Source organism: Streptomyces sp. NPDC101227 (assembly GCF_044767545.1).
Classification (GTDB): domain Bacteria; phylum Actinomycetota; class Actinomycetes; order Streptomycetales; family Streptomycetaceae; genus Streptomyces.
Genome location: NZ_JBIWOD010000024.1, coordinates 106132 through 128869 on the forward strand (window position 1 = coordinate 106132; position 22738 = coordinate 128869).

Sequence of the window (22738 nt, forward strand, 5' to 3'; positions counted from 1 at the left end):
TGTGGTGATCGCGCCATACGGAGAGCGAAAAATTCCGATCACCGGGAAGAACGGCGAGGGCGGTCCTGGCGGTCCTGGTGGGCGGGCAACCCCGGCGGGTCTGGTTGCGGCACCGCCTTGATGCCAGGGCGGCAGACGGCGGCAGGAGTCGCGGCCACCGAGGCCCTCCGTGGCCGCGAGACGGGCCCGCGTGGGCAGGAGACGACAGCGGGGCGGCGGGCGGGGCGCCGCGCCCGTTCAGAGCCCCTGGAGCGCCCCTGAGGGGCCGCCTCAGCGCCGCCTCAGGGGCCCGTCAACCCGTCGAACGGGACCGGCTACTGGTCCTCCTGCGGCTCCATCGCGTGGCGCCACACCCGTACATCGAGGGTGATGTAGCGGCTCGGGGACGTCTCCGGCGCGGAGCGCTTGTACGTGATCAGCGCGACCGTGCCGTAGTTGGTGGTCAGGCAGATCTGCGAACCCTTGTTGAGCTGCTTGGAGCTGATGCTCGTGGTGAACCGGGTCTCGTTGCGGCAGGTGTCGAGCGAGCCCTGCTCGCCGGAGTCGAGCAGTACCAGCTTGCCGGTCTGGGTGGAGATCGTGTCGTCCGAGAACTCGTTGTCCTCGTACTGGAGGTCGACGTCCGAGGTATCCGAGGTCTTCGCCTTCAGCGGATCGTCGTTCATGTACAGGTGATAGTCGTCGGCCAGGTCGAAGTCCTTGGTGTCGATCGGCTTCGGGTCCTTCACCGGTGCGTCCGAGCCGTTGTCGCCCTGGGAGCCGGGGCTCTCCGTCGAGCCGCCTGTGCCGGCCCCGGGCGCGTCGGCGTTCCCTGCCTTCTTGGCGTCCTTGCCGCGCTTGCTGCCCTTGTTGTCGGCCTGGTTGTTCGTCTTCTTGCCGTCGTCCTTCATCACGTAGTAGACCGCGGTGCCGCCCGCTCCGGCGAAGACCAGCATGCAGACCAGCGCCAGTGCCGTGACCAGCCCCTTGCGCTTCTTCTTCGGAGGCTGCGGGGCCGGCACGGCGGCGGTCGGGCCGGTGGCGGCCGGGCCCGACACCTGGGTCAGGGGCGCGGTGGCGTTGGCGGTCGGCGCATAGGCCGCCGGGCCGAAACCGGGCGGGGGGGTCTGCGGGTGGTGCGGTGCGGTCGGCACCGGCTGGGCCGGCTGGACGGGCGGGTGCGCCGGCGCCTGCGGGGTGGCCGGCTGCGTGGTCGGCGCCTCCACCGGGGGCGGCGGGGCCTGGGCGGGCGCGGGGGCCGCCGTACGCGTGGTGATGTCGGCGGCGACCGCGGTGGGCAGCCAGTCCTCGGGGCGGCGCAGCTGCGTCTGGCCGGAGGCCGCGCCGCACAGTGCGATCACCTCGGCGACGGACGGGCGCTCCGCGGCCTCCTTGGCGAGGCAGCGGGTGACCAACTCGCGCAGCTCGTCGGGGAGTCCGGTCAGATCCGGCTCCTCGTGGACGATGCGGTAGAGCACCCCGTGGGAGGTGCCCTCGCCGAACGCCGGCGTGCCGATGGCCGCGTACGCCGCCACCTGGCCGAGCGCGAAGATGTCGGTGGCGGGGGTGATGGTGCTGCCGGCGGCCTGTTCGGGCGCCATGAAGGTGGGGGTGCCGACCGTGACGCCGCTGCTGGTCAGGGAGGTGGCGTCGGCGGCGCGGGCGATACCGAAGTCGATGACGCGCGGGCCGTCGGCGGCGAGCAGGACGTTGGAGGGCTTCAGGTCCCGGTGGACGATGCCCGCGCCATGGATGACCTGGAGTGCCTCGGCGATCCCGGCGACCAGCAGGAGCACCGTGGAGACGGGCAGTTTGCCGTGCTCGGCGACGGCCGCGGAGAGCGAGGGACCGGGCACATACGCGGTCGCGAGCCAGGGGCTGGAGCCCTCGGGGTCGCTGTCGATGACCGGGGCGGTGAACAGCCCCTGGACGCGCTGCGCGGACTGCACCTCCTGCTTGAAGCGGCGGCGGAATTCGGCGTCCTCGCTGAACTCGGGCCGGATCACCTTGATGGCGACCGGGCGGCCACCGGGCGTGTACGAGAGATAGACCTTGCCCATGCCGCCGGCGCCGAGCTTCGCCGCGAGTCGGTAGCCCGCGATCGACCGCGGGTCATCACCTTCCAGCGGCTGGAAGATCCCGGACGAGCCCACACTGTTCACCATTGGTCCCCCGACTCAGAAAACTGGGCCCGCCGTATCGGCACGGCAGCCACGATGTCCGCAACGGGGCAGAACTTTATCCGGCCAAGCGCCGTCCCGTGACATCCGTCCCGCTCGGGTAGGCGCCATGTCCGAAGCGCCGGATTCGTGGCCGGATTTCGGCCTGCCGGCTGCGCGATGCCCAGCTTTGCCCCGATCATGCATCAGGTGTTTGTTCGCACCGTCACCCGTTGGCATGGGCGTAGGGAATCCGATGCGTATGGCGCGGCCTGATGGAGCACTCTCACGTTCAGGGAAATTTCCGGCATATCACTGGATCGGAGACTGTCTTGGAGCCCAACACCGGCCCCGAATCCGGCCCGAACCCGCACCCCGTCAGCGTCGTACAGCTGATCTGCCGGGCATACGGCCTCACCGACGCGTCCGAGATCACCGTCGAGCACATACACCGCTACGTGACCGAGCACCGCCTCGCGGACAACCGGACGCACCAACTCCGGGACCGGCTACGGCCGAGGATCCCGCGCCAGCGGGCGTCCGGCGACGCGGCGTGAGACGGAGCGCAGGACCGCAGAGCGCGCACCGGAGCTCATCCCGGAGCGCACAACGAGGCCCACAACAGGGCGCCGCACACCATGGCGCACCACCGTGAGCCGCCATGCGGTAAGCACTCCCCATGGCATCCACCTCATCAACCCCATCAACCCCACCAACCGCGCAAGCGTCAGCAGCATCCCGGCCGCCGCAGCCGCCACAGGCTCCACGAGTACGGGTGGCCGGCCTGCTGCTCGCCGCGGGCGGCGGGCGGCGACTCGGCGGCCGCCCCAAGGCGCTGCTCGGTCACCGGGGGCGACCCCTGGTCGAGCACGCCGCCCGGGTACTGCGGGACGGCGGCTGCGACCCGGTGCACATCGTGTTGGGCGCGGCCGCCGACGCCGTACGCGAACGGGCCGACCTCGCCGCTTACGGCACGTCGGACAATCCCAACTGGGCCCAGGGGATGGGCTCTTCGCTGCGCGTCGGACTCGCGGCGCTGGCCGGCTCCGGGGCGGATGCGGTCGTGGTGTCCCTGGTGGACCAGCCGGGCATCGGTGCCGCGGCCGTGGCGCGGGTGGTGGCCGCGTACGAGGGTCACGCGTCGCTGGCATCCGCGGCGTACGGAGGCCGGCGCGGGCATCCGGTCCTGTTCGGCGCCGACCGCTGGGCGGACATCTCGGCGGGCGCGGAGGGCGACCAAGGGGCGCGCGACTACCTCCGGCAACACGCCGGTGTGATCAAGCTCATCGAATGCTCGGATGTGGCTGAGCCGTACGACATCGACACACCGGAGGATCTGCGGCGGCTGGAGTGACCGATCAGGGGCGCGACCTGGGGCGCGACCGGGAGTCGCAGCCCGGGAGGCGGGGGAGTTCGCGGTGGCCATGGAGAGTGACGGCGATGGCACCCAGAGCCATTTGATCTTCACTTCTGTCGACCCAGAGAATCTCGACATCAACAAACCATTGAAGTTCCGCGATAAGGAAACTACTCTCCACTGGTCAGAAGCGCCCTGAATCCAGACGGCGCCCGCGACCGTATCTCGGAGCCTGCGGCACCCCGTGCCGCAATGGCGCCCCGGCGGCCGCCAGGCACCGCCGCTGAATGGAGTGACAGCTCATGTCCGCACCAGCGCCGTCCCCGCTGGCCATCGTCGAAGTCGGCCCCGAACACACCCCTGCACGGCAGGGCGAGGTCCTCACCGACGCCGCACTCGCCTTCGTCGCCGAGCTTCACCGGCGATTCACCCCGCGTCGCGACGAACTCCTCGCCCGGCGTGGCGAGCGCCGGGCCGAAATCGCCCGCACCAGCACCCTGGACTTCCTCCCGGAGACCGCGCACATCCGGGCGGACGACAGCTGGAAGGTGGCCGAGGCGCCCGCCGCGCTCAACGACCGCCGCGTGGAGATCACCGGTCCCACGGACCGGAAGATGACCATCAACGCGCTCAACTCCGGCGCCAAGGTCTGGCTCGCCGACTTCGAGGACGCCTCCGCTCCCACCTGGGAGAACGTCATCGGCGGCCAGCTCAACCTCATCGACGCCTACGAGCGCCGGATCGACTTCACGGACCCGAAGTCCGGCAAGTCCTACGCCCTCAAGCCCGCCGAGGAGCTCGCGACCGTCGTGATGCGCCCGCGCGGCTGGCACCTGGAGGAGCGCCACCTGCGCTTCGAGGGCACGCCCGTCCCCGGTGCCCTGGTGGACTTCGGCCTGTACTTCTTCCACAACGCCCAGCGCCTCCTGGACCTGGGCAAGGGCCCGTACTTCTACCTCCCGAAGACCGAGTCGCACCTGGAGGCCCGCCTCTGGAACGACATCTTCGTCTTCGCGCAGGACTACGTCGGCGTCCCCCAGGGCACCATCCGCGCCACCGTCCTCATCGAGACGATCACGGCCGCGTACGAGATGGAAGAGATCCTCTACGAGCTGCGCGACCACGCCTCGGGCCTGAACGCCGGCCGCTGGGACTACCTCTTCTCCATCGTCAAGAACTTCCGCGACGGCGGCGCCAAGTTCGTCCTGCCCGACCGCAACGCGGTCACGATGACGGCCCCGTTCATGCGCGCCTACACCGAACTCCTCGTGCGCACCTGCCACAAGCGCGGCGCGCACGCCATCGGCGGCATGGCGGCCTTCATTCCCAACCGTCGCGACCCCGAGGCCAACGAGAAGGCCCTGGCCAAGGTCAAGAACGACAAGGACCGCGAGGCCGGCGACGGCTTCGACGGCTCCTGGGTCGCCCACCCCGACCTGGTCAGCGTGGCCCGCGCCTCCTTCGACGCGGTCCTCGGCGACAAGCCCAACCAGAAGGAGCGCCTGCGCGAGGACGTCTCGGTCGCGGCCGCCGACCTCATCGCCATCGACTCCCTCGACGCCAAGCCCACCTACCAGGGGCTGATCGACGCCGTCCAGGTCGGCACCCGCTACATCGAGGCCTGGCTGCGCGGCCTCGGCGCCGTCGCCATCTTCGGCCTCATGGAGGACGCGGCCACCGCCGAGATCTCGCGCTCGCAGATCTGGCAGTGGGTCGACGCGGGCGTCGTCTTCGAGAACGGCGAGAAGGCAACGGCCGACCTGGTCCGCCAGGTCGCCACGGAGCAGCTGGCCGCCATCCGCGCCGAGATCGGCGAGGACGCCTTCACCTCCGGCAAGTGGCAGCAGGCCCACGACCTGCTGCTCCAGGTCTCCCTGGACGCCAACTTCGCCGACTTCCTCACCCTCCCGGCATACGAACTGCTGGGCTGATCCCAGGCCCGAAGGGCCCGTACGCGCCGCCGCACTGCGTCGCGTACGGGCCCTTCGTCATGCCCGGCGCGGGCGACGCAGGGGCGTTGTCAGTGGCGGGTCGTACGGTGTGTGCATGAAGAATTACGACGCGTTACGTGTGCATCAACTGCTGGTCGGGGCGCCCGGATTGCGCCCCGTTGCGCTGGGCGAAGGGCGGCGGTTCGCGCGGTGGGAGCTGGGGGCGCTGGCGGAGCCGGCGCTGGGGGAAGCCGTCGAGCCGGAGGGGCTGACGGCCGCATCGGAGCGGGGGCTGAGGCAGCGGCTGGGGTCGGCCGGCCGGGAGTATCAGCACTGCGACGAGCGGTCGCGGCGGTATTGGCTGACGGATCGCTCGGAGATCGTCGGGACCATCGCGGTGGACTCCTGGCCCAGAGGGTGGCAGCGCCTCGGGGTCTCGTCGCTGTACGTCCATCCCCGGGCGCGGCGGGCCGGGCGGGCACTGCGGGCGCTGACGACGGTGTACGAAGCGGCAAGCGCGGCCGGATTCAACGGCATCCGGCTCGACACCCACTGGAGTTGGCAGGAGGCGGTCCGTTTCTACCTGGCACGCGGGATGTGGGTGGGCAACTGGAAACACGCGCTGACATTGGAGTGGGGCCCCGACCGGCCGCGGTACGAAGTGCGGCGGCGGGAGGAGGAGTTCGCGTTCCGTCTGGAGTACGGCGGGGTGTGCGCGCCGGTCTTCGTCGCCCGGCGGGACGGCGGCCGGCTGGTCCTGCGACGGACGCGGTGGCATCGGCGGATCGAGAGGGAGCAGGGGCGGCCGGGCGAGGTCCTGCTGTTCCATGGGCTGGCGACGTTCGCGCTGCATCTCGCCGTGGCGGGGTGGCCGCTGGTCCGCGGGGCGGAGGAATGGGAGCGGGCTCCCGAGTCCTGTGACATCGGCGCACCGGAGGGGCTGGCGTACAAGATCCGGCGGTTCGAGCGGGTGGCCCGGGCGGAGGGGTGGCGGGTGGAGACGCCGTCACCGGTGGTGGATGCGGGGCTGCCGACGCCGTCGTGGATAGGCGATGGCTAGGCCTTACGGTCCCTCGATGCGCCCGTCGCGGTCGGTTACGGGGCCGGGTCCACGTTCCATGTCACCGGCAGTTCGGCGCCGCAGAAGACGCAGACGAAGTCGTCCTCGCGCACGATGTTGTGCTCCTGGCATTGTTCGCAGCGCCGGAAGACCACGTGGTGCGTAAAGCCGTCGGGGTGAGCGAGGCCGACGCGTTCCAGGGCCTCGGTGATGGCGGCCCACGAGGTGAGGTCCGGGCAGTATCCGGTCGATTGGTTGGTCACTTCGCTGACCGTCCAGCGGCCCGCTGCGCGGCCGAATCCCATCTCGCCCGCGCTCAGGACAGGTTCGCCGCCGGCGCATGTCACATGCTCGCTACGCCGCGGCGCCAGTCGCAGAAAGCCGCTCAAATCGATGACGAAGGTGAAGGGCTCGGCCAGTTCCGCTGCCGCACACGAGGAGATCCAGTCGTCGAAGTCGGCCGCCGAGCGGATCGGCGGGCCCGTGTCGCCGGGCCCGACCGCGGCCATCAGCTCCGGGGGGCCGATGTACCGGTAGCTCCTTCCGTATGTGCGCACGCGGGTCAACCTAGTAGGCCCCGGTGCTGTCGCGTGGGTCAGCGTCGGGTCCGGATGAGGATGCCGGCGAGGTGAGGTGCGTGCGGCCTGGTGGGCGATGGCGAGTTCGTCGGTTCGCGTGGCCAAGACGCGCCACTGTTGGGGCGGTGATGCAGGGTTCGACGGTGTTGCGCTTTCTTGTAGGCCTCGGCATCGAGGCCGGGCGGACGGCGTGTCATGCGAAGGGGCGAGGGCCGACGGCCTGGCGGGCCTCTCCGCAGGCGAACGCCACGTCGGGGCGGGGGTGAGCGTCGGGGACGGTGAAACGGTAACCGTCTTCGAGGAGTTGGGGGAGCCAGGCGTGCAGAGCGGCGATGGTCTGGGAGCGATCGGCGCGGCCCTCGTGCTCGGGCGTGGCGTGCGTGCTGAGCGTGCCGTCGTGGTTGAGGATGACCGACCCGGTCCGGGCGTGGCCGAGCACGTTGCGGACGATGTGGTCCGTGCCGGGGTTGGACCAGTCTTCCGGGTCGACCGACCAGGAGATCGGGCGCAGCCGGAGGTCGGCGCATACGGCGAGGGCGGCGGGCGCGAAGTGGCCGCCCGGGGCCCGGAAAAGGGCCGGGGGCCGGCCCCCGGTGGTACGCGCGATGGCGTCGTTGGTCCGCTCGATCTCCTCCCGGACCCGCGCCGGCGGGAGGGCGTCGAGGCGGGGGTGGGACCAGGTGTGGTTGCCCAGCGCATGCCCCTCGGCGGCGATCCGGCATGCGGTGGAGGGGTACTTCTCGACGTTGGCGCCGAGCATGAAGAACGTCGCGACGACGTGGTAGCGGCGCAGGACGGCCAGGACCTGCGGGGTGTAGAGCGGGCTGGGCCCGTCGTCGAAGGTGAGAGCGAGAACTTTCGGCCCGGCCTGCACACAGCGTTCCGGGGCGGCCGGCGGGGCATCGGAAGCAGGTGGGTCAGGAGCCGGAGTACCGGGGCCCGGCGCATCCCACGTGGAAAAACGCGCGGGTGACCGGGGTGACGCGCCGGCCCCCGAGGCCGCGGTGGGGAGGGGGAGCAGCGCGCTGCCTGCCGCGAGGAACTGGCGTCGGTGCATGGTGTTCCCCTTCCGGTTGCCGGTCGTCACCGCAGCATCGCGCGTGCCGCTGCGCCGGGGCCCCGCCGCGCCGCGAGAGGGGGCCGGGCACGCCCGCCGGACCGGACGCCGCGGCGGCGACGCGTTCCGCGTACGGCCTCGCGCGCCGCCGACGGGCACGTCTGCGTCCGTGGACGATGTCACCGCAGCCGCGGCTTCACGAGCCCAGGTGCGGACCAGGCCCACCGCCGGGGCCGGTTGGGGCACGTTTCTCGCGGCCCGGGCCGTTCAGGGGACGCGGCCGCCTGGTCCCGCTTCTCGCGGCATTCGCCCTGGTGGGTGCGGCGGCCCCGCCGTCCGACGGACGCAGCCCGGCTCCTCCGTCATCCCGGCAGGACGACGCGGAGCGCCCCGGAGCCGGTCGGCGGTCCGTTTCCATCAGCACCACGCTCAGGGCATGGCATTGAAGCGGGATTTCCGGGCTGCCGCGGTCGCGTGGGGCCCGTCGGCCGCCTGGGTTCTGTCTCTTCTCACCGGCCCGACCAGCTGTGACGGTGAAGGCCCGGGGTCGTGCCCGGCCGTACGAGGGCAGATGCGCCTTGGTGCTCAGAGGCACCGGCGCTCCGGGTTTCAGTGCTCCAGCGGCATGCCGGTGGAGCACTGACGACGACGAGTCCATCGGCTTGGCGATCAGGCGCGGGCCCCGGCCTGGTAAGTCGCCGCGTACTCGGCCAGGAAGGCGGCCTCGGCGAGGAGGGCGCCGCGGAGTTCGGAGAGGAGGACACGTTCGTTGGGGCCGTGCAGGTTGCACAGGTTGTCCTCGGCGCCGAAGAGCAGGATCTCGGCGTTCGGCACGGCCTTGGCCAGGCCGTTGACCAGGGGGATGGAGCCGCCGCTGGCGGCGTGGACGGGGTCACTGCCCCAGGCCCGGCGCAGCGCGGTGGCGACCGCGCGGTAGGCGGGGCCGTCGGTGGCGGCCTCGTAGCCGGGGCCCGTCTCGCCTGGGGTGACGGTCAGGGAGACGCCGAAGGGGCGCAGTCGTTCGAGGTGGCGCGCGAGAGCGGCGAGGGCCTCCTCGGGGTCCTGTCGGGGGTGGACTCGGAGGTTGAGTTTGGCGCGGGCGTAGGGGACGACGGCGGAGGCGGCGCGTTCGACGGGTGGCGCGTCCAGGCCGACGACGGTGACGGCAGGGCCGCTCCAGAGGCGTTCGCCGAGGCCGCCGGAGCCGAGGAGCGGGGTACCGGGGACGACGCCGGCCAGTGCGCGGAAGTCGTCGTCGGTGAGGGCCGTGTCGTGCCACGGTGCGCGGCGCAGGCCTTCGACGGCGACATCGCCGTGCACGTCGTGCAGGGTCGCGAGCGCCTTGAGGAGGGTGAGCAGGGCATCGGGGGCGGCGCCGCCGTATTGGCCGCTGTGTACGGCCGCGTTGAGGGTGCGTACCTCCACCAGGAGCTCGGCGGAGCCGCGCAGGGCGGTGGTGAGGGTGGGTGTGCCGGGGCGGATGTTGCCGGTGTCGGCGATGATCATCGCGTCGCAGGCGAAGAGGTCGGGGTCGGTGGGCGGGTAGCCGCCGAAAACGCTGCCGTACTCCTCCTGGCCCTCGAAGACGATCTTGATGCCGACCGGGGGCCGCCCGCCGTACGCCCGGAGCGCGCCGATATGGACCATCACATTGGCCTTGTCGTCGGCGATGCCGCGGGCCCGGATGCCGTCCTCGATGCCGGTGGGTTCGAAGGGCGGGGAGTCCCAGAGCCGCTCGTCGCCGGGCGGCTGGACGTCATAGTGCGCGTAGAGCAGGACGGTGGGGCCGTCCGGGGTGGGCGGCGGGACGGTGGCGGTGATGACGGGTGCCGTGCCGGGCAGGTTGAGTTCGCCGATGTCGGTGACGCCGGCGTCCCTGAGCAGGGCGACGATCAGGTCGCGCGCCTCGAGGACGGGTTCGGGCGAGAAGCCGGGGAAGGCGATGGAGGGGATGGCCGCCAGTCGCTTGAGGTCGGCGCAGACCCCGTCCATCAGGGCGTCGACGATGGACTCCAGGCCGGGGGCCACCGCGCCGGACCGGGCGCGCCAGGAGTGCCGGGTGTGCCGGGCGTGCCCGGGCGGATCGTTGGCTGCCTGGTTCACCGCGGAACTCCCTTCCCATGGCGCCGTCGCGACGCCCACGCACGGTGACGTCAGTGATGTCAGCGATATCCGTGATGTCAGTGACGCACCGTCAGGATCAGTGCTGCAGCAGCAGACTATCGGGCATATAGGCAGCTAAGGGGCGTGTCGGGCGGGTGGGTCCGGGTGTTTGACCACCGGGTTGAACGTCGCCCGTGCAGCGACGCACCCGCGGCACACGGTCGCTTCGCACGCGGTCGCCGTAGCCCCGCCCGGACACGCGCGGGCCCGGCCCGGATCGGATGATCCCGGGCCGGGCCGGATGCGCCTGTGGTCAGTTCAGCGCGGCGGCGAACGCGCCGGGCTCGTAGGAGCCGCCCGGCTGGTGCACGATCACGGCGAGCCGGTTGGCCGCGTTGATCAGGGCGACCAGGGAGACCAGCGCGGCGATCTGGTCGTCGTCGTAGTGCTTGCGCACCTGGGCCCAGGTCTCGTCGGACACGCCCTGGTGGGCGTCGGCGAGCCGGGTGCCCTCTTCTGCGAGCGCCAGCGCGGCCTGCTCGGCCTCGGTGAACACGGTGGATTCGCGCCAGGCGGCGACCAGGTGGAGCCGGACCGCGGTTTCCCCGGCGGCCGCGGCCTCCTTGGTGTGCATGTCGATGCAGTGACCGCAGCCGTTGATCTGGCTGGCGCGCAGCGACACCAGCTCCTGCGTGGACTTCGGCAGCGGCGACTGGTGGATCACCAGGGCGGCGTTGGCGAACCGCTTGGCGAACTTGGCGGCGATCTCGTTGCCGAACAGGTTGAATCGGGGGTCCATGATGACGTCCTCACTCGTGGTGTTGCGCTGAACGGTGTTGCGTTGGACAAACACGAGATGCCGGCGAACCGCTCCTTGTGACGGGACGGCCGTGTGACGTGCGCCACCGCCCACAGGTGTCACAAAACCGCGGGGACCGGCGTCTTGTGCGCGTGGCAACGTCGAGAGCGAACAGGCAGGAGCAGCCGGTGAAGAGCGAGCGCAGCGGGCGCACGGAGGACGCGGCGGGGCAGCCCGATGGCGGCGGCAGCACGGACCCCGCCACCGAGGCGTTCGTCGCCCATCGCAATCTGCTGTTCACCGTCGCCTACGAGATGCTCGGCTCGGCCGCCGACGCGGAGGATGTCCTTCAGGAGACCTGGCTGCGATGGGCGGGCGTGGATCTCGCCACGGTGCGGGACCGGCGTGCGTATCTGGTCCGGATCACCACCCGCCAGGCGCTGAGCCGGCTGCGTACGCTCGGCCGCCGCAAGGAGTCCTACGTCGGCCCCTGGCTGCCCGAGCCGTTGCTGACCGCCCCGGACGTGGCCGAGGACGTCGAGCTGGCCGACAGCGTCTCGATGGCGATGCTGCTGGTGCTGGAGACGCTCACGCCGACCGAGCGGGCTGTGTTCGTGCTGCGCGAGGTGTTCGACGTCGAGTACGACGAGATCGCCGAAGCCGTCGACAAGAGCCCGGCCGCGGTCCGCCAGATCGCGCACCGCGCACGGGCACACGTCGCGGCGCGCCGGCCGCGTGGGGCCGTGTCCCCGACCGAGACCCGTGACGCGCTCGACGCCTTCCAACGGGCGACCGAAACGGGCGATCTGCAGAGCCTGCTCGACATCCTTGCACCGGATGTCGTCTTCTTCGGTGACGGTGGCGGAGTCAAGCAGGCCGTCCTGCGGCCCGTCGTGGGGGCCGACAAGGTGGGCCGCCTGCTGGCCACCGGACTGGGCAGGATCGCCGCCATGGGGTCGCTGCGGCCGGCGCAGGTCAATGGCTACCCGGCGCTGATCCTCCGGCTCGACGGCGCGATCGACACCGTCCTGGCGGTGCGCATCGACGACGGCCTCATCACCGGGTTCTACGCCGTGCGCAATCCCGAGAAGCTGTCGCACATGCAGCGGGAGACCGCCCTGCGCCGCTGAGCCCGAGGCCGCCCGGAAACGGAACAACCGGCGTCCATGGAGGGCCGGGCGGCCGACCGCCGTGAGCACGGCAACGCCCGCGAGCGCGGCGGCGATCGCGCGGGCGGCGGAGGGTGCGCGGGCGGCGGAGGGTGCGCAGCGCCTGGGGGTGTCGCATCCGCGGGATACTATGTTTGTAGTGACCGGGCACTATGAACGTAGTAAAAGGAGCGGATGACGTGGCACGACGGCGGAACCAGGTGCTGGACGCGGCGGTCGAGGTGCTGGGAGCCGAGGGGCTGCGGCGGCTGACCTACCAGGCCGTGGACACCACAGCGGGCGTCCCCACCGGCACGACGTCCAACTACTTCCGCAACCGCACGGCCCTGATCGACGGCATCGTCGACCACCTCCGGGCCCTGGACCGGCGCGAGTGGGAATCCTTCGCGGCCGGCACCGACCCGGGCGACGCCGACGAGCTGGCCGAGGCGATGGCCGCCTTCGCCCGCCACGCCACCGGGCCGGCGCGGGCCCGTACGGCCGCCCGCTTCGCCCTCTTCCTGGAGTCCACCGCCCGGCCCGAACTGCGCGCCCCGCTCACCCGGGGCCGGCGGACGGTCCTCGCCTGGGCCGCGGACCGGGTACGCGGCTTCGGCTCCGAAGTCCCCGACCGGCACGGCCGGATTCTGCTCGACCACCTCGACGGCGTCATCCTGCATCAACTCGCGTTCCCCGACGACGACTTCGACCCCGCTCCGGAGATCCGGGAGCTCCTGGGCGGACTGCTGGGCAAATGAGGTCGCGGCGCCGAACCCCGTGTGGTGAAGTGACGCGGATGACGACCCATGACGACGACGGCCGGGCCGCCGCCTATCGCGCCGCGTACGACGCACAGCTGCGGGCCCGCGGCTTCGCACCGGGCCGGGCGGGAGCCGAACGCATCGGCCCGGTGCTGCGCACCGTCCACCCCCAGCAGGGCGGGCTGATCCTCTACCGCGATCTGGGCGGGCTGGACGGGCCGGAGCTGGACGCCTTCATCGCCGCCCAGCGCGCGTACTTCGCGGCGCTCGGGAAGCCGGTCGAGTGGAAGTACCACGGCCATGACCTGCCCGCCGATCTGCCCGAGCGGCTGCTGGCGGCCGGGTTCACCGCCGGCGACCGGGAAACCGTGGTCATCGGCGAGGCCGCGGACGCCGCCGCCGAGCCCCGGCTCCCGGGGGGCGTACGGCTGCGCCAGGTCACCACCCGGGACGACTTCGCGCGCATCCAGGCGCTTGCGGAGGAGGTCTGGGGCGACGACTGGAGCTGGCTGCCGCCGGCGATGGCGGAGTGGGTGTCCGGGGCGGGCGACCCCTGCACCGTGCTGGTCGCCGAATCCCCGGCCGGAGAGGTGGTCAGCGCCGCCTGGGCCCGCTTCCACACCGGGACCGAGTTCGCGTCGCTGTGGGGCGGCGCCACCCTTCCCGGCTGGCGCGGCCGCGGCCTCTACCGGGCGCTGGTGGGCGCCCGCGCCACGCTCGCCCTACGGCGCGGCTTCCGCTACGTCCAGGTCGACGCGCTGGAGACCAGCCGCCCGATCCTCGCCCGCCTCGGCCTGGTCGCGGCGGCCACCACCATCCCGTACATCTGGCGTCCGGACGGCGGCCGCTGACGGCCGGTACGGCACACGCGCCACCCAACCGCTCCCCCGCTCCTGCCTGTTCGCGCCGCGCGACGGGTTCACGCCGTCGCCCAAGTCTGGTAGGAAAGCTTCCTAACGATTGAGAACCCCCCACGGGCCCCGCGCCCCACGGGCCTCACACCCCACGGCCCTACGGCCCCACGGCCCACTCCGGACTGGAGGACTCCATGCGCACCGGATCGATAGGCAGCCGGCCGGCGGACGAACCGTCAGCGGACGGCCGGGCAACGGAAGGCCGGGCAACAGACGGCCGGGCAACAGACGGCCGGCCCTCGGGCAGGGGTCTGCCCAGGACCGCCGCCCGCGTCGCCCTCGGCCTCGCCCTGCTCGCCGTACCGGCCACCGCCATCGCCACCACGGCGGCCTCGGCCGGGCCCCACGCCCCGGCCGCGGCCCATCACGCGCCCCCTGCCGCACGGGCCGGGGCCGGCCTCGACGACCCCGCGAAGAAGGAGATCGCCATGCAGCTGGTCTCCAGCGCGGAGAACTCCTCGCTGGACTGGAAGGCCCAGTACAAGTACATCGAGGACATCGGCGACGGGCGCGGCTACACCGGCGGCCTCATCGGCTTCTGTTCCGGTACGCACGACATGCTCGAACTCGTCGAGCTGTACACGAAGCGCAAGCCGGACAACGTCCTGGCCAAGTACCTGCCCGCGCTGCGCAAGGTGGACGGCAGCGATTCGCACGAGGGACTGGACCCCGGCTACCCCAAGGACTGGGCGAAGGCGGCGCGGGACCCCGAGTTCCAGAAGGCGCAGGACGATGAGCGCGACCGGGTGTACTTCAACCCCGCGGTCAAGCAGGGCAAGGCCGACGGCATCGGCGTGCTGGGCCAGTTCGCGTACTACGACGCGATCGTGATGCACGGCGACGGCGACGACAGGACCAGCTTCTCCAGCATCCGCAAGCGCGCGCTGGCCAAGGCGAAGCCGCCGGCCCAGGGCGGCGACGAGAAGACCTACCTGAACGCCTTCCTCGACGCGCGGGTCTGGGCGATGAAACAGGAGGAGGCGCACAGCGACACCAGCCGGGTGGACACCGCGCAGCGGGTGTTCCTCAAGAAGGGGAACCTCGATCTGCACACGCCCCTGAGCTGGAAGGTGTACGGGGAGAGCTTCCACATCGACTGAGTCCGCACCGGCCGGCGGGGCGCCGCGAGCACCCGCACACATCCGCACGCGCCCGCACGCATCAACGGCCCGTACGGGAGGGGCAGGTGCCGCTCCCCTACGGGCCGTTGCCGACGTCAGGGGTGTGCAGGGGTAATCCGCTGTCCATGGGTCAGTGCGCGGGGGCCGACGCGGGGTCGCCCGAGTCCGGGGCCCGGCGGTCGGGCTGCTGCGGGATGCGCACCTCGCCGGCGGCACCGTCGTCGCCCTCCGGAGCGGCGGCGTCCACAGCAGCGGCCTCCGTGGCGGCGGCCTCCGTGGCGTCCCCCTCCCCCGCCGTGTCCGCACCCTTGCCGAAGTGGTTGAAGGCGAGGTTGAGGATGATGGCCACAAGGCACCCGGTGCTGATGCCGGAGTCCAGCACGACCAGCATGTCCTTGGGGAGGTTGTGGTAGAACTCCGGCGCCGCGATCGGGATCAGGCCGATGCCGACGGCCGCGGCGACGATCAGGGAGTTCTCGCCCTTCTCCATGGCGGCGGAGGCCAGCGTCTGGATGCCGCTGGCGGCCACCGAGCCGAAGAGCACGATGCCGGCGCCGCCCAGGACGGGCAGCGGGACCAGCGAGATCACCGAGGCGGCCACCGGGGACAGGCCCAGCACGATCAGGATCAGACCGCTGGTGGCCACGACGAACCGGCTGCGCACCTTGGTCATCGCGACCAGCCCGATGTTCTGGGCGAAGGCGCTGTTGGCGAAGCCGTTGAAGAGCGGGCTGACGGCCGTGCCCAGGGTGTCGGCGCGCAGGCCGCCCTCGATGGTGCGCTCGTCCGCCGGGCGGCCGACGATCTTGCCGAGGGCGAGCATGTCGGCCGTCGACTCGGTCATGCACACCAGCATCACGATGCACATCGAGACGATCGCGGCGATGTCGAACTGCGGTGCCCCGAAGTGGAAGGGCGTCGGGAAGCCGATGAGGTCCGCCTTGGTGATGGCGGCGAAGTCGGTGATGCCGACGGGAATCGCGATCAGGGTGCCGGCTACCAGGCCGAGCAGGATCGAGATCTGCTGGAGGAAGCCGCGCAGCACCTTGCGCAGCACCAGCACGATCAGGAACGTCAGCGCCGCCATCCCGATGTTCGTCAGGGAACCGTAGTCGGGCGCCTGGGAGTTACCCCCCTGGGACCAGTTGAAGGCCACGGGGAGGAGTGAGACACCGATCAGGGTGATCACGGTGCCGGTGACGACCGGGGGGAAGAACCGTACGAGCTTGGAGAAGTAGGGAGCGACGAAGAAACCGAGTACACCGGCGACGATGACCGCGCCGAAGATGATCGGCAGCGCGTTCTCGGGGCTCTGGGCCTTGCCGATGGCGACCATCGGTGTGACACCGGCGAAGGAGACGCCGTTGACGAAGGGGAGTTTGGCGCCGACCTTCCAGAATCCGAGGGTCTGGAGGAGCGTGGCGATACCGGCGGTGAAAAGGCTGGCACCCATCAGGAAGGCGGTCTCGGTGGGGCTCAGCCCGCAGGCCGGTCCCACGATCATCGGTGGGGCCACCACGCCCGCATACATCGCGGCCACATGCTGGAGGCCGCTGGTGAACATCTTCAAGGGCGGGAGGGTCTGATCGACCGGATGCTTCCGGTCCTCCTCCGACTTCTGCCCGGTAATTGCGGCCACTGCGGGCCTCCTGTCGATTTCTGCGTCGCCGCGGCGGGCGGCGCGAGGCTGTCACGGAGGGCTTGCCATGTGGTGCGGTGGTGCGAGAAGTCGCGCTGGTGAGCGTGGTGTGCAACGGGTGCGCTTGTGGCGCGGGGACGGCAGTGGGGCGGTGGACCTGCCCGGGGATACCCGGCCCCGGGGGTACGAGACGCTCCCTGGTGGAGCCCCCGTACCCCCGGGGTCCGGCGCTTGTGGATCCCGCTCGGATCCACAAGCTCAGCCGGGAGCCGTCCCTCCCGGCCGAGTCTTGTGCTGTGCTCCCGAGGGGATCAGCCCTCGGCGGCGATACGGGCCAGACGCTGGGCCTCGGCGCGGGCGGTGCGCGCGATGGCGTCCTCGTCGACGTTGGTGAGGTGGTTGTCCTCGACGACCGGCTTGCCGTTGACCAGCGACAGCGTGACCGGGGCGGCCGCGCCGAAGACCAGGGCGGTGACCGGGTCGGCGATCGAGGAGTGGCCGAGGCCGTCCAGCTTCCACAGGACCAGGTCGGCGAGCTTGCCGGCCTCCAGGGAGCCGATCTCGTCCGTACGGCCGAGGACCTGGGCACCGCCGTAGGTGCCGAGCCGCAGCGACTTGCGGGCGTTGAGGGCGGCCTCCCGGTGGGCGCCGAGGCGGTTGATCAGCAGCGCGTTGCGCAGCTCGGTGTGGAGCTCGCCGGACTCGTTGGAGGCGGTGCCGTCCACGCCCAGGCCGACCGGGACGCCGGCCGCGAGCATGTCGGGGACGCGGGCGATGCCGGCGGCGAGGCGGGCGTTGGACGAGGGGCAGTGCGCCACGCCGGTCTTCGTACGGGCGAAGGCGGCGATGTCGGAGTCGTTCATGTGGACGCAGTGCGCCATCCACACATCGTCACCGAGCCAGCCGGTCGACTCGAAGTAGTCGGTCGGGCCCATGCCGAACAGCTCGTGGCAGAACTTCTCCTCCTCCACGGTCTCCGAGCCGTGGGTGTGCATCCGTACGCCCTTGCGGCGGGCGAGCTTGGCGCCCTCCCGCAGGAGTTCGGTGGAGATGGAGAACGGCGAGCAGGGCGCGGCGGCGATGTGCACCATCGAGCCGAAGGAGGCGTCGTGGTACTTGTCGATGGCCTCCTCGGTGCCCAGCAGGGCGCCCTCGGTGGTCTCGACGGCGAAGTCCGGGGGCAGGCCGCCGTCCTTCTCGCTGCGGTCCATGGAGCCGCGGGCCAGGGTGATCCGGGCGCCGATCTCGGCGGCGGCCGCAAGCTCGGCGCCGACGAGGTCGCCGGAGCCCTGGGGGAAGACGTAGTGGTGGTCGGAGGCGGTGGTGACGCCGCCCTTGACCATCATGCCGAGCGAGCCCTGGGTGGCGGCGGCGAGCATCGGGGCGTCGATGCGGGCCCAGGTCGGGTAGAGCGCGACCAGCCAGTTGAAGAGGTTGTGGTCGGTGGCCAGGCCCCGGGTGATCCACTGGTAGAAGTGGTGATGGGTGTTGATCAGGCCCGGAGTGACCAGGTGTCCCGTGCCGTCGACCCGGCGGACGACGTTCTCCAGCCCCTCGGGAGCCTTGCCCGCGCCCAGCGACTCGATGATGTTGTCCGCGACGACCACGTAGCCGGTGGCGTACTCGGTGTCGTTGGCGTCGACGGTCGCGATGGCGCAGTTCTCGATGACGATGCGCTGCTTCACCGCGCTGTCAGGGGATGCCGATGCAGCCATGGTGCTTCCTTCTTTCGAATACTGGCGGTTGGGCACGGCATGGCCCTACGGGATTTGAGTGCCGGAGCCGGGCGAGGCGGCTGACAGTACCGCTGCCCGTGGAGTGCTCCGGGTGCCGAGATGGTGGAAGAACAGGTTGAGCGCGACGGCGACCAGGGCGCCGGCGCTGATTCCGGAGCCGAGCACGGTCTGTGCCCAGGCGGGGAAGTCGGCGTAGAAGGTCGGCGCGGCGAGCGGGATGATGCCTGCGCCGAGCGACACCGCCACCAGGATGATGTTGGAGCTGTCGTCGAGTCCGGCCTCGGAGAGCGTACGGATACCGCTGACCGCGATCGAGCCGAACAGGACGATACCCGCACCGCCGAGCACCGGCATCGGCACCAGGGAGACCACGGCGCCCAGGACGGGGAAAGCGCCGAGGACCAGGAGCGCGGCGCCGGCGAGGGCGACGACGTAGCGGCTGCGGACCCGGGTCAGTGACACCACACCGACATTCTGCGCGAAGGCGCTGGTCGGGAAGCCGCCGAAGACCGGTCCGAGCAGGGTGGCGATGCCGTCGGTACGCAGTCCCCGGGTGATGGTGGCGCCGGTGGTCCGGCGGTCGCAGATCTCGCCGAGGGCCAGCATGCCGGCGGACGACTCCGTCATCAGCACCAGCATCACGATGCACAGGGAGAGGATCGCGGCGGGCTGGAATTCGGGGGCGCCGAAGGCGAACGGGGTGGGCAGTGCGGCGATCGGGGCCGAGCGCAGTCCGTCGAAGCTCGCCATCCCGAAGGGGATCGCGGCGAGGGTGCCGACGACCAGGCCGATCAGCAGCGCGATCTGCTTGACGAAGCCCTGGGTGAAGCGCTGGATGAGCAGGATCACCACGAGGGTGAAGGCGGCGAGCGCCAGGTTCTGCATATCGCCGAAGTCCGCGGCGTGCTTGTCGCCGCCCTGCGCCCAGCCGACCGGTACGGGCATCAGCGTGACCCCGATGAGGGTGATCACGACGCCGGTGACCAGCGGCGGGAAGAAGCGGAGCAGTTTCCCGAAGAACGGGCCGACCGCGAGGCAGAAGACCCCGGCGACCATCACGGCACCGTAGATCGCGGGGAGTTGATGGCCCTTGGAGGTGGTCTCGGCGATGGCCAGCATCGGCGTGATGCCGGCGGAGCTGGCGGCGTTGACGAAGGGCAGGCGGTTGCCGGCGAACTTACGGATGCCGAGCGTCTGGAGCAGGGTCGCGAGTCCGGCGATGAGCAGGCTCGCGGCGATCAGCCGGGTGCGGCCGGCGGTGTCCAGGCCGACGGCCTGGCCGATGATGAGCGGAGGGGTGACGACGCCGGCGTACATGGCAGCGATGTGCTGGAGGGCGGCAGGGACCAGCCGCTTGGCCGCCGGCTTCTCGTCCACCGGGTGAACCGGTGGGACGGGGTGGTGCTCAACTTGCTCTTGCTGTGCCATGGGTCGTTCCCCTCGGAGTTCGCGCCCCCTCCCCGCTGCGGGGTGGGGAGGGGACGCGAGGCACGGCGTTGCGTCGAGGCCGTTAGAGGTTCGTCAGATCCATCGGGATCCGGGCTTCGACACCGTCGCGCAGAACAGTGGCTTCGATCAGGCCGTACGGGCGGTCCGCCGCGTAGTAGACCTCGTTGTCGTTCTTCAGCCCGAACGGCTCCAGATCCACCAGGAAGTGGTGCTTGTTCGGCAGCGAGAAGCGGATCTCGTCGACCTCGGAACGGTTGTTGATGATGCGCGAACCCATTTGGTACAGGGTCTGCTGGAGGGAGAGGCTGTAGGTCTCCGCGAAGGCCTGCAGCATGTGCTTCTTGACCTGCTCGTACGAACGCTCCCAGTTGGGCATCCGCTGCTCGTCGTCGGTCCAGTTGAACCGCCAGCGGCTGGATACCTGCGTGGCCAGGATGCGGTCGTACGCCTCCTTGAGGGTCGTGTACTTGTCCTTGATGTAGCCCCAGAACTCCGAGTTGGTGGAGTTCATGACGACCAGGTCCTTCAGACCGGAGATGACCTGCCACTGCTCACCGTCGTAGACGATCTCGCTCAGCCGGGTCTCCTGGCCCTTGCGGACGAAGGAGTGCTTGACGTCGTCCGAGCCGATGAACTTGGAGTTGGCGTCGGAGGTGGCGATCCGCTCCCAGGAGTACTCCTCGATACGGATCCGGGCCTGCTTGATCGGCTCCTGGCTGCTGACGAAGTGCCGGGCCAGGTGGATGCCGAACTGCTCGGCCGACTCGATGCCGTACTCCTTGGCGAAGGCGTACACGGTGTTCTTCGTCGTGTCCGTCGGCAGGCAGTTGGCGTTGGAGCCGGAGAGGTGGACCTCTTCCAGGTCGCCGGAGAGCGCGACCGAGACGTTCAGGTCCTTGATGTGGTGCGTGTCGCCGTCGCGGGTGATCTTGACGACGCGGTTTTCCGCTTTGCCATACTGGTTCTGGCCGAGAATCGTGGGCATGTCGGTGCTAGCTCCCTCGGTATACGGAGTAGCCGAACGGGTTGAGCAGCAGCGGTACGTGATAGTGCTCGCCCGGCTTGACGGCAAAGGTGATTGCCACCTCCGGGAAGAAGGCTCCGCTGTCCCTTACGCGGGGGGCGTCCTGCTGTTCCTCGGCTTGCTGGATGCAGTGCTTGTTCGAAACGAAGTATTCCTCGACCGCGAAGTCGAGATGTACGTGCGTGGTGCCTTCCGGCAGGGCCGGCAGGTCCTTGCAGCGCCCGTCGGCGTCGGTCTTGCCGGCTCCGTGGGCGGTCCAGGCGCCCCCGCTTCCGGAGCGCACCGAGAGCGTGAGGGCGACGCCCTCCGCGGGGCGGCCCACGCTGGTGTCCAGGATGTGCGTGGACACCGACGTTGCTGCAGCCGTCTCGCTGCTCATGCTGCGTCTCCTTCTGCGAGGTCGGTCAGGCGGGTCAGGCGGATCCGGTTGATCTTGCCGAGCTCGACACGAACGATCTCTCGTTCCTGTTCCGGCGTGTTGTCGATCCGGTTACGGACCGCATCGCGCATCTGCTCCCCGGTACGGCCGGAGGCGCAGATCAGGAAGACATGCCCGAACTTCTCCTGGTAGGCCAGGTTGAGCTCGAGCATCTCCGCCTTGAGCTCGTCGGAGGCGCCGGCCATGCCGCTCTGCTCGCGGCTCGAGGTCGGGTCGCCCGGCTTGGGCCGGCCGATGGGCGGGTGCCCGGCCATCGCCTCGGCCAGGTCGTCCGCGGTGAGCTCGGCCATGGCGGCGTCGCTGGCGGCGAACAGGGCGTCGGTGGTGGCGTAGGGGCGCTGGGCGAGAATCTTGCTTCCCCACGCCCGGCTGGCGCACACCTCGTGCAGCTCGGCCGTGGCCGTACTGTCGTCGGCGGCGTTGAGCCGGGAAAGACCTGGGGTCGAACTCGAAGACACGGGAAGCCTCCGTGGCCTGGTGCTGGACAGCTCTGCTTGGCTGGAAACAGCTAAGACCCCCGGCAACATCACGTCAACACTTTGTTGAAAACTCGGCAACACAAAAGCCGCCGTCCGGGGAATCCGGACGGCGGCTTCGGGCTGCGGAACGGGGCTTGCGTCCGGTTCGCCTCAGTCGGCGGCCTTCGCGGCGTTCTCCCGGTTCAGATAGTTGTACACCGTGAAACGGCTGACGCCGAGCGCACCCGCGACCGTCTCCACGCCGTGCCGTACGGAGAAGGCGCCGCGCGCCTCCAGGATCCGGACGACCGACTGCTTGGTCTTGCGGTCCAGCTCGGCCAGGGGCATGCCGTGGCGGCGCTGGAGCTCGGCGAGGATGTGGTCGAGCGAGTCCGACAGATGCGGGAGTCGTACGGCCACGCGGTCCTGCCCCTCCCAGGCCAGGACGACATCGTCGCCCTGGGCCAGGTCGGGCGCGACCATCTGTCCGCCCATCGCATCCACCAGCGGCTTGACCGCCTGGACGAACGGGTGGTCGGCGGGCTCGGTCACGTGGCATCCCCCTCGTCCGGCTCGGCGTCCGCGATCACATTGACCTGCAGCGAGACCCGGGTGGCGCCGGCCTCCAGGGATTCGCGCAGCAGGGCAGTGACCGCGCCCAGCACCCGGTCGGCGTCACCCTCGGCCGTATTGCCGAACGGCCCGACGTCCACGGCGTCCAGCCCGGCGCCGGTGACGATGTCCCGCGCGACCACCGCATGGTCCGGCGCCTCATCCAGGTCGAACGGCTCCGTCGTGAACTCAACTCTCAATCGCACGCGGTTCAACCTACGCGCGCATCGCCCCGGCGACCAGAAATTGCCCAGGGCCCCCCTTGACAGCATCCGAACCGGACAGGCACTGTTCCATTACGCAGAAAAGAAGTTCCACAATTCGGAAGGGGCGCCGGACCTCCATGGGTTTCACGGACACGCGCTTCAACGTCAACCTGTCGATTCTGTTCACCGAGCTTCCGTTGCTGGAGCG

22 protein-coding genes are annotated in these 22738 nt (G+C 70.6%); 9 read left to right on the top strand and 13 right to left on the bottom strand.

Annotated elements, in window-relative coordinates:
* Window positions 1-314: 314 nt before the first annotated feature.
* The gene (locus tag ACIRPT_RS36725; protein ID WP_403835464.1) at window positions 315-2144 is read right to left on the bottom strand and encodes a serine/threonine protein kinase; all 1830 of its coding nucleotides are present in this window, start codon (window positions 2142-2144) and stop codon (window positions 315-317) included.
* A 326-nt stretch (window positions 2145-2470) separates the two neighbouring features.
* Between ACIRPT_RS36725 and ACIRPT_RS36730 the strand changes: the two genes are divergently transcribed.
* The 5 genes from ACIRPT_RS36730 (at window position 2471) to ACIRPT_RS36750 (ending at window position 6486) form a co-directional block, all read left to right on the top strand.
* The gene (locus ACIRPT_RS36730) at window positions 2471-2695 is read left to right on the top strand and encodes a hypothetical protein (protein WP_403497133.1); all 225 of its coding nucleotides are present in this window, start codon (window positions 2471-2473) and stop codon (window positions 2693-2695) included.
* 218 nt (window positions 2696-2913) lie between these two features.
* Window positions 2914-3492: an NTP transferase domain-containing protein gene (locus ACIRPT_RS36735; RefSeq protein ID WP_403835468.1), complete on the top strand. Its 579-nt coding sequence runs from the start codon at window positions 2914-2916 to the stop codon at window positions 3490-3492.
* A 64-nt stretch (window positions 3493-3556) separates the two neighbouring features.
* Window positions 3557-3694 carry a hypothetical protein gene (locus tag ACIRPT_RS36740; protein WP_403835471.1) on the top strand — a complete coding sequence of 46 codons (138 nt, stop codon included), beginning with the start codon at window positions 3557-3559 and terminating at the stop codon, window positions 3692-3694.
* A gap of 103 nt (window positions 3695-3797) precedes the next feature.
* Entirely contained in the window at window positions 3798-5426 is a 1629-nt protein-coding gene (gene aceB, locus ACIRPT_RS36745; protein ID WP_403835474.1) for a malate synthase A, read from the top strand.
* Window positions 5427-5541: 115 nt separating this feature from the next.
* Complete coding sequence (locus tag ACIRPT_RS36750; RefSeq protein ID WP_403835477.1) at window positions 5542-6486, top strand: GNAT family N-acetyltransferase; 945 nt, start codon at window positions 5542-5544, stop codon at window positions 6484-6486.
* A gap of 35 nt (window positions 6487-6521) precedes the next feature.
* Here ACIRPT_RS36750 and ACIRPT_RS36755 read toward each other — a convergent pair whose 3' ends face one another.
* From ACIRPT_RS36755 to ACIRPT_RS36770, 4 genes are all read right to left on the bottom strand, one after another.
* On the bottom strand, window positions 6522-6995 hold the full coding sequence (locus tag ACIRPT_RS36755; RefSeq protein ID WP_403835519.1) for a hypothetical protein: 474 nt from the start codon (window positions 6993-6995) through the stop codon (window positions 6522-6524).
* A 262-nt stretch (window positions 6996-7257) separates the two neighbouring features.
* The gene (locus tag ACIRPT_RS36760; protein WP_403835480.1) at window positions 7258-7938 is read right to left on the bottom strand and encodes a polysaccharide deacetylase family protein; all 681 of its coding nucleotides are present in this window, start codon (window positions 7936-7938) and stop codon (window positions 7258-7260) included.
* An 852-nt stretch (window positions 7939-8790) separates the two neighbouring features.
* A complete protein-coding gene (locus tag ACIRPT_RS36765; protein WP_403835482.1) occupies window positions 8791-10224 on the bottom strand; it encodes a M20/M25/M40 family metallo-hydrolase in 1434 nt (477 codons plus the stop codon).
* Between the two features lie 313 nt (window positions 10225-10537).
* Window positions 10538-11023, bottom strand: a complete 486-nt coding sequence (locus tag ACIRPT_RS36770) for a carboxymuconolactone decarboxylase family protein (protein ID WP_403835485.1) — start codon at window positions 11021-11023, stop codon at window positions 10538-10540.
* Window positions 11024-11211: 188 nt separating this feature from the next.
* Between ACIRPT_RS36770 and ACIRPT_RS36775 the strand changes: the two genes are divergently transcribed.
* From ACIRPT_RS36775 to ACIRPT_RS36790, 4 genes are all read left to right on the top strand, one after another.
* Window positions 11212-12153, top strand: a complete 942-nt coding sequence (locus ACIRPT_RS36775; protein ID WP_403835487.1) for an RNA polymerase sigma-70 factor — start codon at window positions 11212-11214, stop codon at window positions 12151-12153.
* A gap of 218 nt (window positions 12154-12371) precedes the next feature.
* The gene (locus tag ACIRPT_RS36780) at window positions 12372-12929 is read left to right on the top strand and encodes a TetR/AcrR family transcriptional regulator (RefSeq protein WP_403835489.1); all 558 of its coding nucleotides are present in this window, start codon (window positions 12372-12374) and stop codon (window positions 12927-12929) included.
* 38 nt (window positions 12930-12967) lie between these two features.
* Window positions 12968-13783, top strand: coding sequence for a GNAT family N-acetyltransferase (locus ACIRPT_RS36785; RefSeq protein ID WP_403835491.1), 816 nt, complete (start codon window positions 12968-12970; stop codon window positions 13781-13783).
* A 197-nt stretch (window positions 13784-13980) separates the two neighbouring features.
* Complete coding sequence (locus ACIRPT_RS36790; RefSeq protein WP_403835493.1) at window positions 13981-14946, top strand: chitosanase; 966 nt, start codon at window positions 13981-13983, stop codon at window positions 14944-14946.
* 151 nt (window positions 14947-15097) lie between these two features.
* Here the strand turns inward: ACIRPT_RS36790 and ACIRPT_RS36795 are convergent, their stop codons facing one another.
* The 8 genes from ACIRPT_RS36795 to ACIRPT_RS36830 form a co-directional block, all read right to left on the bottom strand.
* A complete protein-coding gene (locus ACIRPT_RS36795) occupies window positions 15098-16606 on the bottom strand; it encodes a nucleobase:cation symporter-2 family protein (protein ID WP_403835496.1) in 1509 nt (502 codons plus the stop codon).
* A 311-nt stretch (window positions 16607-16917) separates the two neighbouring features.
* On the bottom strand, window positions 16918-18321 hold the full coding sequence (locus tag ACIRPT_RS36800) for an 8-oxoguanine deaminase (RefSeq protein WP_403497111.1): 1404 nt from the start codon (window positions 18319-18321) through the stop codon (window positions 16918-16920).
* A gap of 45 nt (window positions 18322-18366) precedes the next feature.
* The gene (locus ACIRPT_RS36805; RefSeq protein WP_403497110.1) at window positions 18367-19770 is read right to left on the bottom strand and encodes a nucleobase:cation symporter-2 family protein; all 1404 of its coding nucleotides are present in this window, start codon (window positions 19768-19770) and stop codon (window positions 18367-18369) included.
* An 82-nt stretch (window positions 19771-19852) separates the two neighbouring features.
* Window positions 19853-20776 (bottom strand): factor-independent urate hydroxylase, encoded by a 924-nt coding sequence (gene pucL, locus ACIRPT_RS36810; RefSeq protein WP_403835500.1) that lies wholly within the window; start codon window positions 20774-20776, stop codon window positions 19853-19855.
* A 7-nt stretch (window positions 20777-20783) separates the two neighbouring features.
* On the bottom strand, window positions 20784-21194 hold the full coding sequence (gene uraH, locus ACIRPT_RS36815; protein WP_403835503.1) for a hydroxyisourate hydrolase: 411 nt from the start codon (window positions 21192-21194) through the stop codon (window positions 20784-20786).
* Complete coding sequence (uraD, locus tag ACIRPT_RS36820; RefSeq protein WP_403497104.1) at window positions 21191-21712, bottom strand: 2-oxo-4-hydroxy-4-carboxy-5-ureidoimidazoline decarboxylase; 522 nt, start codon at window positions 21710-21712, stop codon at window positions 21191-21193. Before uraD ends, uraH begins: the two co-directional genes overlap by 4 nt.
* Before the next feature lie 171 nt (window positions 21713-21883).
* Entirely contained in the window at window positions 21884-22264 is a 381-nt protein-coding gene (locus ACIRPT_RS36825) for a helix-turn-helix domain-containing protein (RefSeq protein ID WP_403497102.1), read from the bottom strand.
* The gene (locus ACIRPT_RS36830) at window positions 22261-22530 is read right to left on the bottom strand and encodes a hypothetical protein (RefSeq protein WP_403835508.1); all 270 of its coding nucleotides are present in this window, start codon (window positions 22528-22530) and stop codon (window positions 22261-22263) included. The genes ACIRPT_RS36825 and ACIRPT_RS36830 overlap by 4 nt, the downstream gene beginning before the upstream one ends.
* Between the last annotated feature and the right edge of the window lie 208 nt (window positions 22531-22738).